The organism is Wenyingzhuangia marina, from assembly GCF_900130035.1.
GTDB lineage: Bacteria > Bacteroidota > Bacteroidia > Flavobacteriales > Flavobacteriaceae > Wenyingzhuangia > Wenyingzhuangia marina.
In genome coordinates this window covers 354388-377508 of the sequence record NZ_FQXQ01000001.1, presented here as the reverse complement: position 1 = coordinate 377508, position 23121 = coordinate 354388, and the positions used below count along the sequence as shown (strand labels likewise).

Here is a 23121-nt window from a genome sequence, read left to right as displayed (position 1 = left end):
AATAGATGAGACCGTTTGTTTTTAAAGAGCTATGGTAAATTTAATGAACTCCAAGTCTTATTACAAGTTATTCCTTAGGAACTGTAATATTTATATTTAATTCAGATAAAACTTCTTTAGATACAGCTGCCGGAGCATTAATCATAACGTCTCTACCTGAGTTGTTTTTAGGGAATGCAATAAAATCTCTAATGGTTTCTTGTCCTCCTAAAATGGCTACTAATCTATCTAATCCAAAAGCCAAACCTCCATGTGGTGGTGCTCCATATTCAAAAGCATTCATTAAGAAACCGAATTGTTCTTTGGCTTCTTCAGGAGTAAATCCTAAATGTTTAAACATTAACTCTTGAGTTGTTCTATCGTATATTCTAATAGATCCTCCTCCAATTTCATTTCCGTTTAAAACTAAATCGTAGGCATTGGCTCTTACTTTTCCTGGATCGGTGTCTAATAAAGACATGTCTTCTTTTTTAGGACTGGTAAAAGGATGGTGCATTGCATGGAATCTTTCCGTTTCTTCATCCCATTCTAACAATGGAAAATCTACCACCCATAAAGGAGCAAATTCATTGGATTTACGCAACCCTAAACGTTCTGCCAATTCCATACGTAAAGCAGATAGTTGTGCTCTTGTTTTGTTAGCAGGTCCTGATAATACACAAATTAAATCTCCTGGTTTTGCATTGGTTGCTTTTGCCCAAGCTGCTAAATCTTCTTGATTGTAAAATTTATCTACGGATGATTTAAAAGTACCATCTTGGTTGCATTTTACATAAACCATTCCTAAAGCTCCTACTTGTGGACGCTTTACCCATTCGATTAATTTGTCAATTTCTTTTCTAGTATAACTTTCTCCTCCCGGAACAGCAATACCAACCACCAATTCAGCATCGTTAAATACTTTAAATTCTTTGTGTTGCGCTACGGTGTTTAATTCTCCAAACTCCATTCCAAAACGAATATCTGGTTTGTCGTTACCATAAGTTTTCATGGCGTGTTCATAGGTCATTCTAGGGAAATCACCAATTTCCACATTGTTTACTTTTTTAAGTAAATGACGAGTCATTCCTTCAAAAATATTTAAAATATCTTCTTGCTCAACAAATGCCATTTCACAGTCAATTTGTGTGAATTCTGGTTGTCTGTCTGCACGTAAATCTTCATCACGGAAACATTTAACAATCTGGAAATATTTATCCATTCCACCTACCATCAATAATTGTTTAAAGGTTTGTGGAGATTGTGGTAAAGCATAAAACTCCCCTTCGTTCATTCTAGAAGGCACAATAAAATCACGAGCACCTTCTGGTGTAGATTTAATCAAATAAGGCGTTTCCACCTCTATAAAATCTTGATTAGATAAATAGTTACGAACTTCTTGTGCTACTTTGCTTCTAAAAATTAAGTTGTTTTTTACTGGATTTCTTCTGATGTCTAAGTATCTGTATTTCATGCGGATGTCTTCTCCACCATCCGTATCATCTTCAATAGTAAAAGGAGGAAGTTTGGCTTCGTTTAACAGCGTTAATTCTTTCACCAATACTTCAATTTCTCCGGTAGCAATGTTCTTGTTTTTTGCTTCACGTTCAATAACAATTCCTTGTACTTGAATCACAAATTCTCTACCCAAATTTTTGGCTTTGTCTAGAATTTCTTTTGGAGTTCTGTCTTCATCAAAAATAAGTTGAGTAATTCCGTATCTATCACGTAGATCTACCCATACCATAAATCCTTTATCTCTAGATTTTTGAACCCATCCTGATAAAGTAACCTCTTGGTTTGCATTTTCAATTCTTAATTCTCCGTTGGTGTGACTTCTGTACATGTTATTGTGCTTGAATTTAAAGGTGCAAAGTTACTTTTTTAATTCGATGTCTGAAAGGTAAAATTAGCTTTGTATATCCTCCTTAAAATCAGAAAATCCACTTATGAATTCTAAGTGGATTTTTATTTTTAATTTATGTAGCATTTTATTTATTAGCCAATAAATCTCTTATTTCTATTAATAATTCTTCTTGAGTCGGTCCTTTTGGAGCTTCAGGTTTAGGTTCTTCTTTTTTCTTTGTTTTTTCGTATGCTTTTAAAAACATAAAAATCACAAATCCAATAATTACAAAATCAATAATGGCTTGTACAAAATTCCCATAAGTCATAATAGGAGCACCAGCTTCTTTGGCTTCCGCTAAGGTTTCGTAACTTCCTTTTCCTAATACAAAAAATAAATCATTTACATTTTTGCCACCTAAAAACAAACCAACAAAAGGCATAATGATGTCTTTTGCTAATGAACTTACAATGGTTTTAAATGCTCCACCAATAATTACTGCAGTTGCTAGACTTACAATGTCACCTTTCATTAAAAAGGTTTTAAAATCTTTTAAAAATCCCATAGTTGTATTTTTAGTTATTCCTATGGAAGATAATGATTTTTTCATTTTATATAAATGTTTTTTTAATTCGCTGAGAAATAGCGGTCAATATTTCATAAGAAATAGTGTGACAAATGGTAGCAAACTCTTCAACAGTTTGTTGATTGTTAAAAATAACAACTCCATCTCCTTCTTTACAATCAATGTTGGTTACGTTGACTAAAATCATGTCCATGCAAATGTTTCCAGAAGTATAAGCTTTTTTTCCGTGAATGGTTACATATCCATTTCCGCAACCTAAAGGTCTAGAAAAACCATCTGCATGACCAATTGGAATAATGGCGATTTTTTCATCTTTTTGAGCAGTAAATGCCATATTATAACTAATGCTATCTCCTTTTTTTACGGTTCTGATTTGAGAAATCACAGATTTTAGACTTGCTACATTTTGTAATTTCTCAGTTTCTTTGGCATCGTTTCCAAAACCGTATAAACCAATTCCCAACCTGACCATATCAAAATGAGCATTTGGATAATTAATCACGCCAGAAGTATTACTCATATGGACCGTAAAACGGTCGGTTAATTTTGAGCGTAGCTGTGCAACAATACTATTAAAAGTAGAAATTTGTTTTTCTGTAAATTCTTTTTCATTCAAATCTTCACTGGCTGCAATGTGAGAAAATGCAGAAACAACTTTAATGTTTTTATTGTGTTGAACTAATTGAATCAACTTTTCAACTTCCTCAATATTAAAGCCCAATCTGTTTAAGCCTGAATTAAATTTTAAATGAATAGGATAGGCCTCTAAATTATTTTCTTTGGCAAAAGCAATAAATTTTTTTAAAGTGTAAAGCGAATAAATATTAGGTTCTAAGTTATGTTGAATTATTAGAGAATAGTTTTCCACTTGAGCGTGTAAAATCAAAATAGGCGTTTTAATTCCGTTTTCTCTTAGTTTAATTCCTTCATCAGCATAGGCAACTCCAAAATAATCAACGCCTTCTTTTTCTAAAGTTTTAGCAATGTTTACAGGTTCTAAACCATAAGCAAAAGCTTTAACCACTGCTAAAGTTTTGGTCCCTGGCTTGGTTTTGTTTTTTAAATAGTGATAATTGTGCTTTAGGGCAGATAAGCTAATTTCTAACTTTGTAACATGATGGTTTTCCATGCTAATTTTTTTTGGTATTGGCTTTGTAAAAAGCCGCTCTACTTAGAGGTTCGTAATTTTCATTTTCGCCTAACATCACTAATTTTTCATTGTCATTTTTTCTGTGACTGTAATGTGCTAAATTTCCTGTTTTGGTACAAATGGCGTGTACTTTGGTTACGTATTCTGCTGTAGCCATTAAATTAGGCATGGGTCCAAAAGGTTTTCCTTTAAAATCCATATCCAATCCAGCCACAATTACTCTAATTCCTTTGTTGGCCAAATCGTTACAAACACTTACAATTTCATCATCAAAAAACTGAGCTTCATCAATTCCAACCACATCTACGTCGTTGGCTAACAATCTAATATTTGCAGCTGCGGGAACGGGAGTAGAGCGAATGTATCTTTCATCATGAGAAACTACATTTTCTTCATCGTAGCGAGTATCAACCGAAGGTTTAAAAATCTCGATACGCTGTTTGGCAATTTGGGCACGTCTTAATCTACGAATCAATTCTTCGGTTTTTCCGGAGAACATAGATCCACAGATGACTTCAATCCATCCAAATTGTTCTTTATGGTTTACGGTGTTTTCAAGAAACATTTTGTATTTTTATCGATGTTAGTATGTATCTAAAATTGCTAATTATAGCAAAAGATAAGTGTACAAATTTATCAAATAAAGTCTTACGCTCTAACCTAAATTTATCAAAGTATTTATGCAGAAAAAATTAGAGGCAGAATTGATGGGCATTGCTCACAGCATTTTGCAAATGAAAAATAGAGATGATTTAAAAGCTTTGAAACAAAAAGCTTATGAAACATATGAGAAAATTGCAGTGCTATCTTATATAGAAGACTTTGTTAAAGAAACTCCTCAAAACACCAAAACGGTTGAAGAATTGGTGGAAGAGACTTTTTCGGAATCTAGAAAAGAAGTGGAAGAAATTAAAGAAACGCCAAAAGTAGATGTTGAAAAAGTTGAAGAATTCACTGAAGAAACAGAAGAGCCAACAAAAGTTGTAAATGTTGAGTTGGTTGAAGAGACTTTAGAAGTGGTAGAAGATAAAGAAGAGGTTGTTGTGAATGTTGAGGAACCAAAAGAAGAACCATCATTAGATTTGTTTACCAAGGCAGAAGAGAATAAGGAAGATAAATCAACTAATTTACAATCGTCTTTGGCAAAAGAATTTGGAAGTACTGTTTCCTTAGATGTGGCTACTGATTTGTTTGAAAATGCAACGCGTGTAGCTCCCAAAAAATCTTTGAATGATGTGGCTATGGGACAAAAGAATTTACAAATTGATTTAAATGATAGAATTGCTTTTGTAAAACATTTGTTTGATGATAGTCAGGAAGATTTTAACAGAGTTGTCTCTCAACTAAATACTATGTCATCAGAAAAAGAAGCATTATCATTCTTAAAAATGGTAAAAAAGGAGTATAATTGGGCTGGAAAAGAAATCTATGAAGATAGGTTGATTTTGTTAATAGAAAGAAAATTTAATTAAAGATGAGTTTAAAAGTAGAAGATTTTAACAAAATATTTGATGCTGTGATAGCAAAATATCACGTGATTGATGATGTAGATCAACCTTTTGAGAATGTATATGATGCTAGTACTTTAGAGCATTTGTTATATAGAAAATGTTGGATTGATACCGTGCAATGGCACTACGAAGATATTATTCGTTTACCAGATATTGATCCTATTGAGGCTTTGGCTTTAAAAAGAAGAATTGATGCATCTAACCAAGATAGAACAGATATGGTAGAATATGTGGATAGTTATTTTCTACAAAAATATGCGGATGTACAAACCAAGCCTTCTGCAAAAATAAATTCAGAAAGTCCAGCTTGGGCTATTGATAGATTGTCTATTTTGGCTTTGAAGATTTATCATATGAATGAAGAGGTTACTCGTGAATCTGCTTCAGCTAGTCATAAAGAAGCTTGTCAAAAAAAGTTAGATATTTTACTAGAGCAAAGAGTTGATTTGTCTACAGCAATTAATGATTTGATTGCCGATATTGAAAGCGGTGACAAATACATGAAAGTATACAAACAAATGAAAATGTATAATGACGATGAATTAAATCCGATGTTATACAAACAAAAATAAAGCATAAAAAAACCGAGACAATTGTCTCGGTTTTTTTATTGTGTTTTGGCAATCAAAGCTTCCACAGTTTTTTTGCTATTTCCTACAAAAATCTCATTGTCTATAATAGCTACCGGTCTTTTTAAAAAAGTGTATTCGCTTAAAATATAATTTTTGTAATCTTCTTCAGTTAGGTTTTTATCTTTTAAACCTTGCTCTTTATAAAGTCTTGCTCTTTTGTTAAATAATTCTTCGTAAGAATTTGTTAAGGCATACATTTTTTGTAGTTGTTCAGCATTTACAGGATTGCTTTTTATTTCCTGAACCTCAAAACCAGTTAGGTTTAATTGATTTAGAATTCTTTTACAAGTATCGCAAGTTTTTAAATGGTATATTTTTTTCATAAGTCTTAAGTCTCTTCTATCTTTACAACCATCAAAAGTATAAAAATATAAATGATGGATATTACAAAACAAGTAGATGTTTTAATTAAAGGAAGAGCCTTGATGTTAAAATTAATCGGGGATTATTCTTTAGAGCAAATCAATAAAACGCCAGAAGGTTTTAATAATAATATAGGATGGAATGTAGCGCATTTGGTGGTGACTCAACAATTATTGTGCTATAAGTTTTCAGGATTAAAAACCGCTTTGTCTGATGAAATGATAGGTAGATATGTAAAAGGAACGGCTCCAAATGGTTGTGTAATTAACCAACAAGAGTGGGATTTAATTTTAAAACTTTTTACAGAGTTACCAGAAAAATTGTTAACAGATTATAATAATAATTTATTTAAATCGTATAGCGAATATACTACAAGTGTAAATGTTACTTTGGATAGTGTTGAAAAAGCGATTGATTTTAACAACTATCATGAAGGAATACATTTAGGAGTAGTTTTGGCATTAAGAAAGTTGGTGTAAATCAACTTTCTTAAAACGCATGGTATATAAAACCTACGCTAATTACTGAGTTAAAGTCATTAGCCATGTTTGATGATAATTCTGGGTTAACACCATCCATCCAGTCAGATAAATAGTATTTGACGTTTATCTGTGCTACAAGATCGTAATATGGACTTGCTTTGTATCTAGCTCCAAAAGCAAGGTTTCCTGAAACCGTTACGGTATTTGTTTTTGCTATATAACTAGCTTTGTAATTGTCAGGATATCCTGGGTCTCCTGTTCCATTGCTTGCTCCTGGTGTTTGGTTCCAACCAGCTTGGTTGTCTATAGCTTCTTGATCATAGCTAGGGGTAGCATTAAAGTAATGTATACCTAAACCAACAGAAACATATGGGTTTACTTTGCTTTTATTTCGGTATCTATTGTATTTGTGTAAAAATCTAATAATATCTTTGAAATAAAATTGTAGCTCATTGTCCAAACTAATAATAGTTGTCTTTGAATTCAATCTTGCAAGTAATATTTTACTAGGAGTGCTTTGGTAAGTGTACTTAGGTGGGTCGCTAAGAGGTTTAGTCCCTGTCCCATAAGAAGTGTTATCAAAAGTTGTGGCGTTAATTCCTAAGCTTGTTTTTAAAATGGTGTGTCTATATATTTTACTTGCTCCATATCTTCTAGGAAGAATGTGTAAATAGTGAGTTCCACTTAAAGAAAATCCGTTAATAGTTGCTTTTCCATCGGCAGGTCCTTTGGCTACAAAATCAGACTGGAAGTTTGAAATACCACCTTCAGCACCAAATTCATGTTGATAAATAAATCGCCTTTGTGCATTACTTTTGGTTGTAAGTAACAAGGTGAATAGTATAAATAAAAGTAACTTTTTTATCATGTTGATTTTATTAAAAAGTTTAGCTTCAAAAGTATGAAAAAAACCTAACATTTGTTATTTAATTGTGATGATTTCATTGACTTCAGAATTGGCTCTAAGCGTGATTTTTTTATTGAAATTATAAACGGGTTCTGGTTGAATTCTCAATTTAAAATTACCGTTGTCAAACTTGTTGTTTTTGTTAAGATCTTGTATAATTCTAATTTGATATTCTCCTGGAGGTAATTGTTTAAATGAGACTTCTTGAGAGGTATCAATAATTTGGACTGTTTTGGTTTTAAAACTATCACTAGATATTTCTATCAGTAATCTTGTGCTATTTGGGTTTTTAATGTCTAAAATAATTTCACCATATTCTTCCGGGTCAACTGTTTTTAGCTTTATAATTTGTTTTCCGGTGTATTGACTTAAAATATCAGTAAAAGCCAATTCTTTTAATACCAAAGAATAGTATTTGTTAGGTTGTCTTTTAAAATCAACCAACATATTCTGTTTCCAAGGATTGTTAATAATACTATATTCAATAGGAATTGAATCTTGTTCTAACACCTGAATACTATCTCTATTAATAAAATCTATTGGAAAATTACTAGATAGTAGTAAAGAGTCATTAGGGTGTAAAGTTCCCTTAATAGTACTTTTAACAATTAAAGAATCGATTTTTAAATCTCTAGGAGTCAGAGAAAAGTTTTGTTCTAAGGTGTCTTGTTTAATATTTAAGTAAAGCGTGTCTTTAGGAATCTCTTTAAACCAAAAATAAAGCGAATCTTTACTAGAGGGTTTACTTATAAAATAATCATTTTGTCCAATTCCTGTAGCTGAAACCTCAGGGATATCTTTTCCTTGATAACCAAGAATAATTACGTGACCGTTTGTTTGGGTTGGTCTCATAATTTTATTGTCTCTTGGTTCTTTAAACAAAATAAAATCATCAATAGTATCTGCTGCTTTTAAATCGATGTCATGATTTAGAAAAGCTATTTTTTCTAACCCTTTATCGTATTTGTAATTGTTGTTCTTGTCTTCAAGAGCAATTAATTTATAATTGGCTTCAGATAAATTTTCTAAACTATAGTTTGTGCTGTCTAAGGTGTTTGATAAATAATTTGGAGTATAATATCCAACCAAAGTATCATTGGCATTTTTATAAGCCATCACACTAATGTTCTCAATCTTTTTATCGGTTAAAGGATCTATAACATTTCCTGTAATACTAAGAGAATCTAAAAGAGGTCCTGTACTAAAGACGTAAGAAAATTTACCTAGTTTGTTTCCTTCATTATTATCAACAATACCATTTCCAAAATTGATGGTATAGGTGGTGTTGGGCGTTAACGGCTCTAAAAATTCAATACTAATTTTTTTAGAAACACCAACTTCGGGTTTTATAATCGGTTTTTTCTCCATAGGAGGAGAAATGATTAGCTGAGAGTTTAGCTTTTCAAACTTGATATATTCATCAAAAACAATCACTATTTTTTCTGCTTTAAAAGAGGTTGTTTTGTTTGCAGGCTTAGCAATAGCCATTACAGGGGGAATACTGTCCTTAGGGCCTCCCGTGGGGCTACCCATTCTGGCACAACTTACTTGAAAAAGAGTAAGGATAACTATTAAAATTGCGAGTGTATTCTTCATAAAATTATGTTACAAAGAAACTGAATTTTTGTGATAACTAAACCACACATGCAATGGTAATAATTGATATTTTAACATTGTTTAACTCTTTAAGTGCTTTGACACAAGAAATTAAGGTAGCTCCGGTGGTTAGTACATCATCAATTAATAAAATATTTTGTTGATTAAAATGATATTTAGGATTTGCTTTAAACAAATTTTGAACACTTTTGTGACGTTCTTCCTTGTTTTGTTTGGTTTGAGATTTGTTGTTTTCTGTTTTAATCAAGCCATCTTTTACATATTTGGCTTGTATATTTTTTGCAATATTTTTAGCAAATAAATCTACTTGATTGTAACCTCTCTTTTTTTGTTTCTTGGGATGTAAAGGAACTGGAATTACAATGTCGATGTTTTTAAATCGTGAACTTGTTTTTAATTCATCAACGATAGCTTCTGCAGAATGTTTTCCAAAATCTTGTAATCCATGATATTTTAATGCTTTTAAAAGCGTTTGTATGGGACTGTCTTTTTGATAAAAATACAAAGCACCAGCATCGATAATTTCAACTTTTCCAAGAAATAGTTTTTCTAATGGATTGTTTTGGTAGTTGATGAAGTCTGTGAATTCTAACTGATGATGACAATCCACACATAAAAAAGAGGTGTTTTTCGGAATGATGGTTTTACAATGTAAACATCTGTTAGGAACAAATAAGTCTCTTAAATCTTTCAGAAGATTCATAGCTTTTATGTTAAAAATAAACAATATTTTTAGACTACTTTCTTATTGACTAAAATTTATATCAAATGAAAAATACTAAAAATATATTAATTGCAATATTGGCAATCATTATCATTGGTTTTATAGTTTATAATTATAAAATCACCAATGAAAACAGTGCCTACAAACAATCAATTCTAGAAGAAAAAGAGGCTTTGGCAAAAGAGTTAGACATCACTTTAAAAGATTTAAATGTCAATCAAGAACAAAACATTGCCATTACAAAAGATTTTAACAATGCCAACGAGAAATTAAAAGGCATTAGAAATCAACTAAATAAATCTAAAGAAGAAATAGAGAAGTTAAAAACCAAATTAAGTAACTCGGAAGAAAATAGTTTTAAAGCTTTGCAAACTTTAAGAGCATCTTTAGAAGGGGTAAAAATCAATAATCAATTTTTATTTAAAAGTTTAGATTCTATCAAAACCTTAAATGATAGTTTAATGGTGACCATTGCAGTGACCAAATCGGAATTAAATGCAGAAAAGCTACAAAGTGAAGAATTGTCTTTAAAATTGTCTGAGGCAACGAAAGTTCAAATTTCAAAAGTGGAGGTTTTTGCTATTGAAGAAAAAAAATCAGGAGAAATTAAAGAAACCAATCGTTACAAAAACGTAAACGGAATTCAGGTTAAATACAATGTTTTAAACAACAAGGCATTAACCAATACAGAGTGTGATATTTTTTATGTGTTAAAAAATTCAGATGATTTAATAGTGGCATCAAATGGAGAATTTTTACACAAAGGAGCGCTTAAAAAATTTACAGATGGTACTCGTTTGATTTTAAATGGAGAAACCATGCCTGTAAGTGATATTATTTCTTTGCAAGATGTAGAATTGTCTAAAGGAACTTACACCATAGAGTTTTACAGTCTAGACGGTTTGTTAGCAAGTGAATCATTTGTCTTAAAAAACAGTTTTTTAGGTGTTTTTTAAATAAAACAAACAGTTTTTAGAATAGAATAATTATAATATCAAAAGCTTTTATATTTTTGCGCAATGGCAAAACAAGAAGATCAATTTAAAAATGTAATTTCTCACGCCAAAGAATACGGATACGTGTTTCAATCTAGTGAGATTTATGATGGGTTGAGTGCAGTATATGACTATGCACAAAACGGAGTAGAGTTAAAGAAAAATTTACGTGAGTACTGGTGGAAAGCCATGGTACAAATGCACGATAATATTGTAGGATTAGATGCTGCAATATTTATGCATCCTACCACTTGGAAAGCTTCTGGCCATGTAGATGCTTTTAATGATCCTTTAATAGATAACAAAGATTCTAAGAAAAGATACAGAGCGGACGTTTTAATAGAAGATTACGTTGCTAAGTACGATGATAAAATAGAAAAAGAAGTTAAAAAGGCTGCAAAGCGTTTTGGTGATTCTTTTGATAAAGCTCAATTTCTAGAAACCAATCCTAGAGTTTTAGATTACAAAGCAAAAGGTGTCGCTGTTTTAGCTAGAATGGGTAAATCTTTAGAAAATGAAGATTTGGCTGATGTAAAAGCTTTGATAGAAGAATTGGAAATAGCTTGTCCTTTGTCTGGATCTAAAAACTGGACAGAAGTAAAGCAATTTAACTTGATGTTTGGAACCAAGATAGGGGCTTCTGCAGAACACTCTACAGATTTATACTTACGTCCAGAAACGGCTCAAGGTATTTTTGTAAACTTTTTAAATGTGCAAAAAACAGGAAGAATGAAAATTCCTTTTGGAATTGCACAAACAGGTAAAGCTTTCCGTAATGAGATTGTAGCTCGTCAGTTTATTTTCCGTCAACGTGAGTTTGAACAAATGGAAATGCAATTTTTTGTGCGTCCTGGTACTCAAAAAGAGTGGTACGATACATGGAAAGAATCTCGTTTAAAGTGGCATTTGTCATTAGGATTAGGAATGGATAATTACCGTTTCCACGATCATGATAAATTAGCTCACTATGCGGATGCAGCTGCAGATATTGAATTTAAATTCCCATTCGGATTTAAAGAATTAGAAGGAATTCACTCAAGAACAGATTTCGATTTAAAAGCGCACGAAGAATATTCTGGTAAAAAGCTACAGTATTTTGATAATGAAATTAACGAAAGCTACGTTCCTTATGTGGTAGAAACTTCTGTTGGATTAGATAGATTGTTTTTAGCAGTATTCTCTAATTCTTTACAAGAAGAAACACTGGAGGATGGAAGTACAAGAACTGTATTAAAATTACCAGCAGTTGTAGCACCGTTTAAAGCAGCTATTTTACCATTGGTTAAAAAAGATGGATTGCCAGAAATTGCCAAAGATATTTTTGATCAATTAAAATTTGATTTCAACGTTGCTTACGATGAAAAAGATGCTATTGGTCGTCGTTACCGTCGTCAAGATGCAAACGGAACACCATTCTGTATTGCTGTAGATTACGAAACAAAAGATGACAATATGGTCACCATTCGTCACAGAGATACTATGGAACAAAAACGTGTTGCTATTGCTGATTTAAAATCGATTATTGATGCAGAGGTAAACATGGGAATTTGGTTAAACAAAGCAAAATAGGTTTAGATAAAACTATATTTAACAAAAAAGGTGAGCATTTTGCTCACCTTTTTTATTTTCTCTTCTTTCTCATATTTATTTAGTCTGTGATTTTTGGATAATACTTTTTTCTTAACCAAAAAGACACTTTCACTAATAATATCAATGCAGGTACTTCTACCAAAGGACCTATCACTCCTGCAAAAGCCTGTCCTGAATTCAATCCAAATACAGCAATGGCTACAGCAATAGCTAACTCAAAATTGTTTCCTGCTGCAGTAAAAGCAACAGAAGTTGTTTTGTCATATTCTGCACCAGTTGCTTTGGTAAAAAAGAAACCAATGATGAACATTAAAGTGAAGTAAATTAGTAATGGAACCGCAATAATTAAAACATCCATAGGTATTTCAACAATTAACTCTCCTTTTAAAGAAAACATCACTATAATGGTAAATAACAAAGCAATTAATGTCAGTGGAGAAACAGTAGGAATAAATTTAGTAGTGTACCACTCTTCTCCTTTTAACTTTACACCAATATATCTACTAGCAATTCCTAAAAGAAAAGGAAGTCCTAAATAGATGGCTACACTTTCTGCAATGGTTCCTACAGAAATATCTACAATAGCTCCCTCAAAACCAAAATAAGGAGGAAGTACTGTAATAAACAACCAGGCATAAAAACTGTAAGCAAATACTTGGAAAACACTATTTAGAGCTACCAATCCAGCTCCATATTCACTACTTCCATCAGCCAAATCATTCCACACCAAAACCATGGCAATACATCTAGCTAATCCTATTAAAATCAATCCTACCATGTATTCGGGATAATCACGTAAAAAAGTAATAGCTAGTACAAACATTAATACAGGTCCAATAATCCAGTTTAGAATTAAGGAAATAGAAAGTATTTTAGTGTTTCTAAAGACTTTAGGTAATAGTGAATAGTCAACCTTTGCTAAAGGAGGATACATCATTAAAATTAAACCAATCGCAATGGGAATGTTTGTGGTTCCGCTACTCATTGAATTGATAAAGTTTGGAAAACTAGGAAATAAATTTCCAATACCAACACCTATAGCCATGGCAATAAAGATCCAAATTGTTAAGTTTTTGTCTAGAAAGCTTAGTTTTTTATTTTGTGCCATGTGATGATTTTATTTGAGAGAATACATAAAGCATTTCCGTTGCTATTTGTAAACTTCTTTCGTTGTACTTTTCTGCTTGCTGTGGGGTATTATCAAAAGCTTTAGGATCTTCAAAAGTAATTGGAATACGTTTTTCTGCTCCAGCAATAAGAGGACAACCACCATCTGCCTGAGAACAAGTCATTACAGCAGCAAATGCTCCTTCTGGATTAAAAGTATCATCTAACTTTTTTGAAAACCCAATAATAGGATGCTGATTGGCAGCATACTTAATACTATAGATAGGATTGTCTGTTTCTGATATTTTTTTAATTTGAAAACCATTGTTTTCTAAAGTTTCTGCTACTTTAGGAAATAAGGCCGTATTCTCTGTTCCTCCAGAGTAACAAAATACATTTTTAATGTTAAAATAAGCGGCGGTAGCTTGAGCCCAAACTTGTGATAAGTGACTTCTTCTTGAGTTATGAGTACAAATAAAGTTGATACTAATTTCTTGGTTTTGTTCTACTTTATATTGAATAAAATCAATCAATGGTTGTAGTGTTTCTTTACGTTCATTGGTAATGTTTTCGGGCTGTAAACCTTTAATGGTTTCTTTTATTTTAGTAAATATGTTAGATTTTATAGCTATCATTTTCTATATTTTTTTCATTAACAACAACCGCTTCCTGGTGCACAAGCGTTTGGGGTTTCAATTTTTGGTTCAGGAATTCCACAATTATCTTTAGCCAAACAATCTGTTTTTTTTGTGGTTAATAAAAAGTTTTTTCCATTAAAATCCAATCCAAATTTACCAATGGTGTCTGCTTGGTATTCTACTTCAATTTCTAAGTCCTCAATCCCTAATACTTTTTCGGATAATTCAATAATGTTCAATAATTTTTCAGGATGTAATCTGTGGTCGTAATCATTAGCATTCCAAAGTTGAAAGTTGACGACTTCTTCTTTTCTTACGGTTCCACCACAATCAATAAAGTGTTTGCTTACTTTACCTACTTCTGTTACGTGAAAATGATTAGGAACTAATTCTCCATTTGGCAATTGAAAAGCAATAGTTTCCAATTTTTCTAATTCTGATTTAATTTGTGATAATTTCATATGATTTATATATTGCGATTTTACGATTAATAGATTCAAATTTTTTTAACAACAATTTTCTTTAGAAAGATCTTGATTTAAGAATAAGAATAGAACTTCTTTCATTTTAGACCAATTTGTATTGTCTATACAATAGCAAACACTAGTTCCTTCTATATTTCCTTTAATCAAACCTAAGTTTTTTAATTCTTTAAGATGTTGAGAAATGGTAGCTTGTGCCAATCCTATTTCATGGACTAGGTCACCACAAACACATGAGTTAATTTTAAATAAATGTTGTAAAATGGCTACTCTAGCAGGATGACCCAATGCTTTTGCTAATACAGCAATTTCATTTTGATCATCTGTAAATATTTCTGTTTTCACCAATCCCATAATCTCTTATATTTTTATATTGCAATATTACGATTAATAATTAAGTCAACAACTATAGAGTTGAGTTTTTTAAAGTAAAAGTGTAATTATATAGGCTAGTTCTTTGGAAAAATTACTTTATTAAAAAATAATAAAATCATCACACCAATAGTAATGGCACTATCGGCAACATTAAAAATGGCATTGAAAAAAGTAAAGTAATTTCCTCCTACACTTGGAATCCATTCAGGAAGTGTTCCTTGCCAAATAGGGAAATAAAGCATGTCAACAACTTTTCCGTGAAAAATAGCTCCAGTGGCTTCTGAAGGGTTAAAAGTAGCTAATTGACCATAGGAGTCTGTAAATAAAACTCCATAGAAAACAGAGTCTATAATATTTCCTAATGCTCCACAAAAAATTAAAGAAATAGAAATAATTAATAAGTTATGTGCGTTCTCTTTAATGCTTTTTCGTAACCAATAACCAATCCCTACAATAGCACATAAACGGAATAAGGTTAAAATTAGCTTTCCTGTTTTACCGCCAATTTCGGTTCCCCAAGCAGCTCCGTTGTTTTCTATAAAGTGAATTCTAAACCAATCAAAAACATAGATTTCTTCTTGTAATTGAAAATTTGTTTTGATGTATATTTTACTGATTTGGTCAATCAATAAAATAACAATAATAAGTAGAATAGATTTTTTAGTATTCATATCAATAGTAAAAAGAAAAGTTTGTAACCGAAATCACAAACTTTTTATATGGCAAATTTAAAAGGAAAATTCCTTTTTATTATTTGTTTTCTGCATTTTTAGCATCAATGCTTAAAGTAGCATGTGGCACCAATCTTAAACGTTCTTTTCTGATTAACTTACCAGTTGCACGACAAATTCCGTAAGTTTTATTCTCTATACGTAACAAAGCGTTTTTTAAATCGCGAATAAACTTTTCTTGACGAATAGCCAATTGTACGTTTGCTTCTTTAGACATGGTTTCAGAACCTTCTTCAAAAGCTTTAAACTGTGGAGATGTGTCGTCTGTATTGTTAGAGCTTCCGTTTTTATATGAGCTTTGTAAGATTTCTAAATCAACTTTAGCTCTTTCCATCTTCTTTAAGATGATTTCTTTAAATTCAGCTAAATCTTTATCGCTGTATACTACTTTTTCATCTGCCGTTGCCATAATCTTTAGATTTTATGAATGAATATTTTACTTTTTATTTCGTCGAATTCAATATCCAAACCATCACTTAGTTCGTTTACAAATTCTAATTGATTGGTCAAGGTTTCGCTCTTGATATATGCCTGGTTTGTATTTACTGCTTGCTCTAGAACTTCGTTTACAAGAATAGATAATTTAATTTTATCTGTAACTTCTAAACCTGAATCTTTTCTCAAGTTTTGTACCCTGTTAACCAATTCTCTAGCGACTCCTTCGTTTTTCAATTCATCAGAAATGGTAACGTCTAAAGCAACTGTTAATCCTCCTTGGTTTACTACTAACCAACCTTCAATATCTTGTGAGCTAATCTCAACTTCTTCCTGCGTTAAATCTACTAAATTTTCTCCAATGTTAACAGAAATTTTACCTTCTCGCTCTAATTTTGCAATGTCATCTTGCGTAAATTTTTGAATTTCAGCACCTACCAACTTCATGTCTTTACCAAAACGAGGTCCTAAAACTTTAAAATTAGGTTTGATGTTCTTTACCAACACTCCTGAAGCATCGTCTAATAAATCAATTTCTTTAACGTTTACTTCTGATAATATTAAATCTTGCACCGCTAAAATATCCTCTCTTTGTTGGTTGTCTAGTACAGGAATCATGATTTTTTGTAACGGTTGACGTACTTTAATCATTTCCTTTTTACGTAAAGACAATACCATAGATGATATTTGTTGAGCCTTTTGCATTTTACGTTCTAAGCTTTCGTCAATCGTAGAAACATCTGCTTTTGGAAACTCGGCCAAATGTACTGATTCATAAGCTTCTGTATGTGTTGCTGAGGTTAAATCTTTGTAAAGATTATCCATAAAGAATGGAGCAACAGGAGCTCCTAATTTAGCCACTGTTAACATACAGGTATAAAGAGTTTGGTATGCTGATATTTTATCAGTTCCATAATCGCCTTTCCAGAATCTTCTTCTACTTAAACGTACAAACCAGTTTGATAAGTTTTCGGTTACAAAATTCTGAATTTCACGAGTTGCTTTGGTTGCTTCGTATTCGTTATAAAATTTATCAGTTTTTAGAATTAAGCTATTCAATTCTGATAAAATCCAACGGTCAATTTCTGGTCTATCTTCAAATTTAATGTCTGCTTCAGCATATTTAAATCCATCAATATTAGCGTATAAAGTAAAGAAAGAATAAGTGTTGTATAAAGTTCCGAAGAATTTACGTCTTACTTCATCAACTCCTTCTAAATCAAACTTTAAGTTGTCCCAAGGATTTGCATTAGAAATCATGTACCAACGAGTAGCATCTGGTCCATATTGATCCATGGTTGCAAAAGGATCAATTCCATTTCCTAAACGTTTAGACATTTTTTTACCGTGTTTGTCTAAAACCAATCCGTTTGATACTACATTCTTATAAGCAACATTGTCAAAAACCATAGTACTAATCGCATGTAAAGTATAAAACCATCCACGAGTTTGATCTACTCCTTCTGCAATAAAATCAGCAGGATAGAACTCACGATTGTCAATTAATTCTTTGTTTTCAAAAGGATAGTGCTGTTGTGCGTATGGCATAGAACCAGAATCAAACCAAACATCAATAAGGTCTGCTTCACGTTTCATTGGTTGTCCTTTTGGAGAAATTAATGTAATAGCATCCACTACATTTTTATGTAAATCGATGGTGTCATAGTTTTCCTCAGACATGTTTCCAACTTCAAAAGCATCAAAACTAGTAGGGTTTTCAATTCCAGCAGTACGAGCTTTTTCAATTTCAACTTTTAATTCTGCTACAGAACTAATCAATATTTCCTCTGTTCCGTCTTCGGTTCTCCAAATAGGTAAAGGAATTCCCCAGTAACGAGAACGAGATAAGTTCCAATCGTTCGCATTTTTTAACCAGTTTCCAAAACGTCCTGTTCCAGTAGATTCTGGCTTCCAGTTAATGGTTTCGTTTAGTTCGTGCATACGGTCTTTTACTTCCGTAACTTTTATAAACCAAGAATCTAATGGATAATACAAAATAGGCTTATCTGTTCTCCAACAATGTGGGTAACTGTGCTTGTACTTTTCTACATTAAAGGCTTTGTTCTCTTCTTTTAACTGAATGGCAATTTCTACATCTACAGATTTTTCTGGAGCTTCACCATCGTTATAATATTCATTTTTCACATATTTCCCCGCATGAGGACCTACTTGTGCTCTGAATTTCCCTTGTAAATCTACCAAAGGAACTGGATTTTCGTTATCATCCAACACCAACATTGGTGGTACTTCTGGACTTGCATTTTTAGCTACAAAAGCATCATCTGCACCAAAAGTAGGAGCGGTGTGTACAATACCAGTACCATCTTCTGTAGTCACAAAATCACCAGCAATTACTCTAAATGCATTTTCTGCATTTTCAAAAGGTAATGCCCAAGGTAATAATTGCTCGTATTTAATTCCGACTAAATCTTTTCCAATAAAAGTGTCTCCAACTAAGAAAGGAATCTTTTTATCAGCTTGTGTATAAGCTTCTAATTCGTCTTGTGTGTTAACTGAAACAAACTTTTTTCCAAATTGTTTTCCAACTAAGTTTTTAGCCAAAATAACGTTGATAGGTTCAAACGTATATTGATTGTATGATTTTACAACTACATATTCAATTTTTGGACCTACGGTTAAAGCGGTGTTACTTGGTAATGTCCATGGAGTAGTAGTCCATGCTAATAAATGTACTTCAGCTAAGTTTTGTAAATTAACAGGAAGTGTTTCTTTAATGGTTTTGAATTGAGCAACAATAGTTGTGTCAGTTACATCTTGGTAGGCTCCAGGTTGATTTATTTCGTGAGAACTTAATCCTGTACCTGCTTTTGGAGAATATGGTTGAATGGTGTATCCTTTGTAAATCAAATTCTTTTTGTAAATCTGACCTAACAACCACCAAACTGTTTCCATGTATTTTGGTTTGTAAGTAATATATGGATCTTCCATATCTACCCAATATCCAATACGTTCTGTTAAATCGTTCCAGATATCTGTATATTTCATCACTGCTTTTTTACAAGCAATGTTGTACTCTTCAATAGAAATTTTAGTACCAATATCTTCTTTGGTAATTCCCAATTCTTTTTCAACACCCAATTCTACAGGTAAACCATGCGTATCCCATCCTGCTTTACGCTGAACTTTAAAACCTTTCATGGTTTTAAAACGAGGATAAACATCTTTGATGGTTCTTCCTAAAACGTGATGAATTCCTGGCAATCCGTTTGCAGAAGGTGGTCCTTCAAAAAACACGTATGGCTCCTTTCCTTCTCTAGCATCAATACTTTTTTGAAAGATGTTGTTTTCTTGCCAAAACTTAAGCGTTTCTGATGCAATGTTGGTTAAACTTAATCCTTTATGTTCTTTGAAATTTGCACTCATTTTATTGGGTATTCAATTTGGTCTGCGAAATTACGGTTTTAATTGATGAATCACAATAGAGTGGCAGTTTTTAGAAATGTTTGATGAATATTCATATATTGTGCACCAAAAAACTAAAAAACTATGAGAAAAATTACGACATTATTGTTAATGATCTGTACAATTGTTTGCCTTGCAAACGATGATTTAACATCTGAAGAGCTAGAGTACTTAAAGATGTTAGATAGTGTTCAGGCTCATTTTAAATATCAAACAGGCTCACTTAAGTTAAATTCTGATTTAGCTGTTTTAAACTTGCCTGAAGGTTTTACTTTTTTAAATAAAAAAGAAGGAGAGTTTGTGTTAGAAAAATTATGGGGAAATCCTCATTCAGATATTATTGGGTTAATGTTTCCAAATGGTGTTTCTGCAACAAGTGATACTTTTTCATATGCAGTTGAAATAACTTATACGGAAGATGGGTTTGTAAGTGATGAGGATGCTAAGGAGATTGATTATGATGATTTGTTAGAGCAAATGAAGTCAGATGCAGATTTGGAGAACAAGGATAGATTGAAAAATGGTTATCCAAGTATTGAATTGATAGGATGGGCAACATCTCCGTATTATGATGATGTTCATAAAAAATTACATTGGGCAAAGGAATTAAAATTTGATGGAAGTGATATTCATACGTTGAATTACAATGTTAGAGTTTTAGGAAGAAAAGGTTATCTAAATCTAAATGTAATTGGGGATATTGATCAGTTAGAAACTGTTAATAAGGATATAAGCAAAATATTAAACAGCGTTCATTTTTCTAAAGGATACACATATAAAGAATTTAACCCCGATATTGATGAAGTTGCAGCTTATGGAATTGGTGGTTTAATAGCAGGTAAAATATTGGCTAAAGCAGGTCTGTTTGCTTTGTTGCTTAAATTTTGGAAAATTATTGCCGTTGGAGCTGTTGGAGCTTTTGGCGTTTTTAAAAAAAAGTTGTTCGGTCATAAAAATGAAGATTAAAAAAGAAAGAGGATTGTCTTACAATCCTCTTTCTTTTTTAATCGTTTCGTATGCTTCCTGAATTTTTTGGAATTTTTCTTGAGCTCCTTTTAAATGTTCTTCACCTAAGTGGGCTAATTTGTCTGGGTGATGTTCTTTTACCAATCTTCTGTATGCCTTTTTAATCGTGTCGTTGTCATCAGATTTTGAGACTTCTAAAATTTGATAAGCGGATTCACTATTGTCATAAAACATCGCTTTGATAGAATCAAAACTAGCTTGATTGATGTATAAATAATTGGAAATAGACTGAATGGTTTGTACTTCAATATCAGCTACATGCCCGTCAGATTTTGCAATGGCAAACAAGAAATGAATTAGTTGAGCACGAGATTCGGCAGACATATGACTTCTAATTTGTGTACAAACTTCTTGGGTAGATAAAGAGGTATCATTAATAATTCCTTTAAACAATTTAAAAGCATTATTGGCTCTATCTTTTCCGTACATCTGCACAAAATAATTGCGAACGTAGTCTAGTTCTTTTTGTAATATTTTACCATCAGCTTTAATTACAACAGCAGATAAAAACAGCAAACTAATTTCAAAATCTCCTGCTTGTGTGGTTTTACTGGTGTAACTGCTGTTGTCTGTTTGGAATTCTGAATAATCAGAAGTAGCTCCTTTAAGGGCAGAACCTATTAAATATCCTAAAGCAGCTCCAATAGGTCCACCTGCAGCCCATCCTATTCCGGCTCCAATCCAATTTGCAAATTTCTTCATTATGTATTTATCTTTTAGGTTGATGTGATATCAACAAATTCTAGGTTTAGAATAAAAACAAGAATCTTGCCTTAATTGGATTCGGAAGAATTGTCAGTATAATTTTCATGAAATAATATGTATTTGTTTGTATACCGATAAAATGTCACCTTGTAAGGTTTTGGAATATTTATTGTCTAAATTTGCATAACGATTCAAAGGATTTGAATTATTATTTATTGAATTTAAAAGTATATACATATGTATCCACAAGAATTAACGGCTCCAATGGAGGCACAATTAGTACAGGCAGGAGTAGCAGCATTAAAATCTCCAGCTGATGTAGAATCATTCATTGCAAAAGAAGGAACTGCTTTAGTAGTAGTAAATTCAGTTTGTGGATGTGCTGCAGGAACAGCAAGACCAGGAGTGATTGCTTCTTTACAAAATGCAAAATTACCAACTAGCTTAGGGACTGTGTTTGCAGGAGTTGATGGACCAGCGGTGCAAAAAGCACGTGAATTTATGATTCCTTTTCCTCCATCATCACCAGCGGTTGCGTTGTTTAAAGATGGACAATTGGTACACATGTTAGAGCGTCATCATATTGAAGGACATTCTGCTGAAGCAATTGCAGCAAACTTGTCTGGTGCTTATGATGAGTATTGTTCTTAATAAGTTTTTAAAATAGAATTTATAAAAAGCCTGATTTGATCAGGCTTTTTTATTTTTGTTGAAAAAAGAATATGAAAGAAATAATTTACTTACTTTTTGTTTTATTATCCTTATCAGGCTATAGTCAGTCTAAAAAGCATAAAAAAAACAGAACTCAAAAAACAGTATTAAACGCTAGTTTAGTAAAGGATTCTTTAGTGGTTAAAAATTCTGCTTTCTCAAAAATTGAGTTTTTAGAACCAGAAAAGTTTAAAATTGATAGTATTACGGCACAATTGAAAAAGTATTCCGAATCAAAAAAGAGTACAGATTATTTAGCATCTAAAAAGAAAAAAAAGAAGAGTAAGAAAGATAATTCTTGGTTTCAGAGCCAATTTCAAAAAAATATGTTTGATCAGCAACAAAGTCATCAAAATCAGGTGATGCAACAACAGATACAAAGAGCTCAGCAAAACATGATGAGAATTCCTTAATTACATGTTTTCACAAGCCTGCCAAATTACATCATTAGGAACCGGAGCTGTTAATGTAATAGGTTCTTTTTTTACAGGGTGGATAAATGTTATTTTACGAGCGTGTAAATGAATGCTACCATCTTTATTACTTCTTTTTGCTCCGTATTTTAAATCACCTTTAATAATACAGCCTAGTGTAGAAAGTTGAACCCTAATTTGGTGATGTCTCCCTGTTTCTAGTTCAATTTCTAACAACTGAAAATTATCTAATACCTTTATTAATTCATAATGAAGTATTGCATGTTTTGCTCCTTGAGTAGTAGGTTGGCAAACGTTAGATTTGTTATTTTTAGGATTTTTAACTAAGTGATGAGATAATGTTTGTTTTTTAGGAATATCTTGTTTATTCACAACGGCCCAATAGGTTTTGTGAATTTTTTTATCTCTTAAGGCTTTGTTTAATCGCTCTAAAGCTTTTGATGTTTTAGCAAAAATAACGATTCCGGAAGTAGGTCTGTCTAATCTGTGTACAACTCCTAAATAAACATTACCGGGTTTGTTCTCTTTATCCTTAATGTATTCTTTAACAACATCGCTTAGAGGTTTATCTCCAGTTTTATCTCCTTGGGTAATATCTCCAGAACGTTTGTTAATCACAATAATGTGATTGTCTTCAAAAAGAATTTGTAAGTTATTTTTGTTAGAATGCAT

General features: G+C 32.0%; 25 protein-coding genes. 8 read left to right on the top strand and 17 right to left on the bottom strand.

The genetic code is table 11. The features are described from left to right. Positions 1-67: 67 nt before the first annotated feature. The 4 genes from aspS to BUB70_RS01575 form a co-directional block, all read right to left on the bottom strand. Complete coding sequence (gene aspS, locus BUB70_RS01590) at positions 68-1825, bottom strand: aspartate--tRNA ligase (protein ID WP_073117934.1); 1758 nt, start codon at positions 1823-1825, stop codon at positions 68-70. 145 nt (positions 1826-1970) lie between these two features. After that, on the bottom strand, positions 1971-2390 hold the full coding sequence (mscL, locus tag BUB70_RS01585; RefSeq protein ID WP_073118564.1) for a large conductance mechanosensitive channel protein MscL: 420 nt from the start codon (positions 2388-2390) through the stop codon (positions 1971-1973). 46 nt (positions 2391-2436) lie between these two features. Further along, the gene (gene alr / locus BUB70_RS01580; protein ID WP_073117933.1) at positions 2437-3540 is read right to left on the bottom strand and encodes an alanine racemase; all 1104 of its coding nucleotides are present in this window, start codon (positions 3538-3540) and stop codon (positions 2437-2439) included. A 1-nt stretch (position 3541) separates the two neighbouring features. Next, positions 3542-4126: a thymidine kinase gene (locus tag BUB70_RS01575; protein ID WP_073117932.1), complete on the bottom strand. Its 585-nt coding sequence runs from the start codon at positions 4124-4126 to the stop codon at positions 3542-3544. Positions 4127-4241: 115 nt separating this feature from the next. On the opposite strand from BUB70_RS01575, the gene BUB70_RS01570 reads away from it, so the two are divergent. Together BUB70_RS01570 and BUB70_RS01565 are read left to right on the top strand one after the other, a co-directional pair. After that, positions 4242-5033, top strand: a complete 792-nt coding sequence (locus BUB70_RS01570) for a hypothetical protein (RefSeq protein ID WP_073117931.1) — start codon at positions 4242-4244, stop codon at positions 5031-5033. Between the two features lie 2 nt (positions 5034-5035). Next, entirely contained in the window at positions 5036-5644 is a 609-nt protein-coding gene (locus BUB70_RS01565; RefSeq protein ID WP_073117930.1) for a DUF4254 domain-containing protein, read from the top strand. A 35-nt stretch (positions 5645-5679) separates the two neighbouring features. Here the strand turns inward: BUB70_RS01565 and BUB70_RS01560 are convergent, their stop codons facing one another. Continuing rightward, positions 5680-6027 (bottom strand): arsenate reductase family protein, encoded by a 348-nt coding sequence (locus tag BUB70_RS01560; RefSeq protein ID WP_073117929.1) that lies wholly within the window; start codon positions 6025-6027, stop codon positions 5680-5682. A gap of 54 nt (positions 6028-6081) precedes the next feature. Between BUB70_RS01560 and BUB70_RS01555 the strand changes: the two genes are divergently transcribed. Beyond that, positions 6082-6546 (top strand): DinB family protein, encoded by a 465-nt coding sequence (locus tag BUB70_RS01555; RefSeq protein ID WP_073117928.1) that lies wholly within the window; start codon positions 6082-6084, stop codon positions 6544-6546. Between the two features lie 10 nt (positions 6547-6556). On the opposite strand, the gene BUB70_RS01550 is transcribed toward BUB70_RS01555, so the two are convergent. Genes BUB70_RS01550 through BUB70_RS01540 form a run of 3 tightly spaced genes read right to left on the bottom strand, consistent with a single transcriptional unit; the run spans position 6557 to position 9776 of the window. Beyond that, a complete protein-coding gene (locus BUB70_RS01550) occupies positions 6557-7417 on the bottom strand; it encodes a hypothetical protein (protein WP_143155216.1) in 861 nt (286 codons plus the stop codon). 54 nt (positions 7418-7471) lie between these two features. Next, complete coding sequence (locus BUB70_RS01545; RefSeq protein WP_084730130.1) at positions 7472-9052, bottom strand: Ig-like domain-containing protein; 1581 nt, start codon at positions 9050-9052, stop codon at positions 7472-7474. A 37-nt stretch (positions 9053-9089) separates the two neighbouring features. Beyond that, positions 9090-9776: a ComF family protein gene (locus BUB70_RS01540; protein ID WP_073117925.1), complete on the bottom strand. Its 687-nt coding sequence runs from the start codon at positions 9774-9776 to the stop codon at positions 9090-9092. 65 nt (positions 9777-9841) lie between these two features. Between BUB70_RS01540 and BUB70_RS01535 the strand changes: the two genes are divergently transcribed. Both BUB70_RS01535 and BUB70_RS01530 read left to right on the top strand, forming a co-directional pair. Next, positions 9842-10753: a hypothetical protein gene (locus tag BUB70_RS01535; RefSeq protein ID WP_073117924.1), complete on the top strand. Its 912-nt coding sequence runs from the start codon at positions 9842-9844 to the stop codon at positions 10751-10753. Between the two features lie 63 nt (positions 10754-10816). After that, positions 10817-12361, top strand: a complete 1545-nt coding sequence (locus tag BUB70_RS01530) for a glycine--tRNA ligase (protein ID WP_073117923.1) — start codon at positions 10817-10819, stop codon at positions 12359-12361. Between the two features lie 79 nt (positions 12362-12440). Here the strand turns inward: BUB70_RS01530 and arsB are convergent, their stop codons facing one another. The 7 genes from arsB to ileS all read right to left on the bottom strand — a co-directional run bounded on the left by arsB (position 12441) and on the right by ileS (position 19534). Beyond that, positions 12441-13490 (bottom strand): ACR3 family arsenite efflux transporter, encoded by a 1050-nt coding sequence (gene arsB / locus BUB70_RS01525; RefSeq protein WP_073117922.1) that lies wholly within the window; start codon positions 13488-13490, stop codon positions 12441-12443. Then, positions 13477-14124, bottom strand: coding sequence for an arsenate-mycothiol transferase ArsC (locus tag BUB70_RS01520; RefSeq protein WP_073117921.1), 648 nt, complete (start codon positions 14122-14124; stop codon positions 13477-13479). Before BUB70_RS01520 ends, arsB begins: the two co-directional genes overlap by 14 nt. Before the next feature lie 17 nt (positions 14125-14141). Next, entirely contained in the window at positions 14142-14588 is a 447-nt protein-coding gene (locus tag BUB70_RS01515; RefSeq protein WP_073117920.1) for a DUF6428 family protein, read from the bottom strand. A 45-nt stretch (positions 14589-14633) separates the two neighbouring features. After that, complete coding sequence (locus BUB70_RS01510) at positions 14634-14963, bottom strand: ArsR/SmtB family transcription factor (RefSeq protein ID WP_073117919.1); 330 nt, start codon at positions 14961-14963, stop codon at positions 14634-14636. A gap of 95 nt (positions 14964-15058) precedes the next feature. Continuing rightward, positions 15059-15655 carry a lipoprotein signal peptidase gene (locus tag BUB70_RS01505; protein WP_073117918.1) on the bottom strand — a complete coding sequence of 199 codons (597 nt, stop codon included), beginning with the start codon at positions 15653-15655 and terminating at the stop codon, positions 15059-15061. 79 nt (positions 15656-15734) lie between these two features. Next, the gene (locus tag BUB70_RS01500) at positions 15735-16124 is read right to left on the bottom strand and encodes a TraR/DksA family transcriptional regulator (protein WP_073117917.1); all 390 of its coding nucleotides are present in this window, start codon (positions 16122-16124) and stop codon (positions 15735-15737) included. A gap of 5 nt (positions 16125-16129) precedes the next feature. Next, the gene (ileS, locus tag BUB70_RS01495; protein WP_073117916.1) at positions 16130-19534 is read right to left on the bottom strand and encodes an isoleucine--tRNA ligase; all 3405 of its coding nucleotides are present in this window, start codon (positions 19532-19534) and stop codon (positions 16130-16132) included. Between the two features lie 123 nt (positions 19535-19657). Here ileS and BUB70_RS01490 point away from each other — a divergent pair, with 123 nt between their 5' ends. After that, a complete protein-coding gene (locus BUB70_RS01490; protein ID WP_073117915.1) occupies positions 19658-20539 on the top strand; it encodes a DUF2167 domain-containing protein in 882 nt (293 codons plus the stop codon). A gap of 18 nt (positions 20540-20557) precedes the next feature. On the opposite strand, the gene BUB70_RS01485 is transcribed toward BUB70_RS01490, so the two are convergent. Next, positions 20558-21301 (bottom strand): TerB family tellurite resistance protein, encoded by a 744-nt coding sequence (locus BUB70_RS01485; RefSeq protein ID WP_073117914.1) that lies wholly within the window; start codon positions 21299-21301, stop codon positions 20558-20560. Between the two features lie 240 nt (positions 21302-21541). Here BUB70_RS01485 and BUB70_RS01480 point away from each other — a divergent pair, with 240 nt between their 5' ends. Both BUB70_RS01480 and BUB70_RS01475 read left to right on the top strand, forming a co-directional pair. After that, positions 21542-21955, top strand: a complete 414-nt coding sequence (locus tag BUB70_RS01480) for a BrxA/BrxB family bacilliredoxin (RefSeq protein ID WP_073117913.1) — start codon at positions 21542-21544, stop codon at positions 21953-21955. Positions 21956-22026: 71 nt separating this feature from the next. Further along, on the top strand, positions 22027-22428 hold the full coding sequence (locus tag BUB70_RS01475) for a hypothetical protein (RefSeq protein WP_073117912.1): 402 nt from the start codon (positions 22027-22029) through the stop codon (positions 22426-22428). Here BUB70_RS01475 and BUB70_RS01470 read toward each other — a convergent pair whose 3' ends face one another. Then, entirely contained in the window at positions 22429-23121 is a 693-nt protein-coding gene (locus BUB70_RS01470) for an RluA family pseudouridine synthase (RefSeq protein ID WP_073117911.1), read from the bottom strand.

Bases quoted from the DNA above. Each gene is read 5' to 3' on its own strand.
- BUB70_RS01475 (WP_073117912.1), top strand. From the start codon at position 22,027: ATGAAAGAAATAATTTACTTACTTTTTGTTTTATTATCCTTATCAGGC.
- ileS (WP_073117916.1), bottom strand. From the start codon at position 19,534: ATGAGTGCAAATTTCAAAGAACATAAAGGATTAAGTTTAACCAACATT.
- BUB70_RS01490 (WP_073117915.1), top strand. From the start codon at position 19,658: ATGAGAAAAATTACGACATTATTGTTAATGATCTGTACAATTGTTTGC.
- alr (WP_073117933.1), bottom strand. From the start codon at position 3,540: ATGGAAAACCATCATGTTACAAAGTTAGAAATTAGCTTATCTGCCCTA.
- BUB70_RS01505 (WP_073117918.1), bottom strand. From the start codon at position 15,655: ATGAATACTAAAAAATCTATTCTACTTATTATTGTTATTTTATTGATT.
- BUB70_RS01530 (WP_073117923.1), top strand. From the start codon at position 10,817: ATGGCAAAACAAGAAGATCAATTTAAAAATGTAATTTCTCACGCCAAA.
- BUB70_RS01535 (WP_073117924.1), top strand. From the start codon at position 9,842: ATGAAAAATACTAAAAATATATTAATTGCAATATTGGCAATCATTATC.
- BUB70_RS01565 (WP_073117930.1), top strand. From the start codon at position 5,036: ATGAGTTTAAAAGTAGAAGATTTTAACAAAATATTTGATGCTGTGATA.
- BUB70_RS01570 (WP_073117931.1), top strand. From the start codon at position 4,242: ATGCAGAAAAAATTAGAGGCAGAATTGATGGGCATTGCTCACAGCATT.
- arsB (WP_073117922.1), bottom strand. From the start codon at position 13,490: ATGGCACAAAATAAAAAACTAAGCTTTCTAGACAAAAACTTAACAATT.
- BUB70_RS01550 (WP_143155216.1), bottom strand. From the start codon at position 7,417: ATGATAAAAAAGTTACTTTTATTTATACTATTCACCTTGTTACTTACA.
- BUB70_RS01560 (WP_073117929.1), bottom strand. From the start codon at position 6,027: ATGAAAAAAATATACCATTTAAAAACTTGCGATACTTGTAAAAGAATT.
- BUB70_RS01515 (WP_073117920.1), bottom strand. From the start codon at position 14,588: ATGAAATTATCACAAATTAAATCAGAATTAGAAAAATTGGAAACTATT.
- aspS (WP_073117934.1), bottom strand. From the start codon at position 1,825: ATGTACAGAAGTCACACCAACGGAGAATTAAGAATTGAAAATGCAAAC.
- BUB70_RS01500 (WP_073117917.1), bottom strand. From the start codon at position 16,124: ATGGCAACGGCAGATGAAAAAGTAGTATACAGCGATAAAGATTTAGCT.
- BUB70_RS01520 (WP_073117921.1), bottom strand. From the start codon at position 14,124: ATGATAGCTATAAAATCTAACATATTTACTAAAATAAAAGAAACCATT.
- BUB70_RS01480 (WP_073117913.1), top strand. From the start codon at position 21,542: ATGTATCCACAAGAATTAACGGCTCCAATGGAGGCACAATTAGTACAG.
- BUB70_RS01470 (WP_073117911.1), bottom strand. From the start codon at position 23,121: ATGCATTCTAACAAAAATAACTTACAAATTCTTTTTGAAGACAATCAC.
- BUB70_RS01545 (WP_084730130.1), bottom strand. From the start codon at position 9,052: ATGAAGAATACACTCGCAATTTTAATAGTTATCCTTACTCTTTTTCAA.
- BUB70_RS01575 (WP_073117932.1), bottom strand. From the start codon at position 4,126: ATGTTTCTTGAAAACACCGTAAACCATAAAGAACAATTTGGATGGATT.
- BUB70_RS01555 (WP_073117928.1), top strand. From the start codon at position 6,082: ATGGATATTACAAAACAAGTAGATGTTTTAATTAAAGGAAGAGCCTTG.
- mscL (WP_073118564.1), bottom strand. From the start codon at position 2,390: ATGGGATTTTTAAAAGATTTTAAAACCTTTTTAATGAAAGGTGACATT.
- BUB70_RS01540 (WP_073117925.1), bottom strand. From the start codon at position 9,776: ATGAATCTTCTGAAAGATTTAAGAGACTTATTTGTTCCTAACAGATGT.
- BUB70_RS01510 (WP_073117919.1), bottom strand. From the start codon at position 14,963: ATGGGATTGGTGAAAACAGAAATATTTACAGATGATCAAAATGAAATT.
- BUB70_RS01485 (WP_073117914.1), bottom strand. From the start codon at position 21,301: ATGAAGAAATTTGCAAATTGGATTGGAGCCGGAATAGGATGGGCTGCA.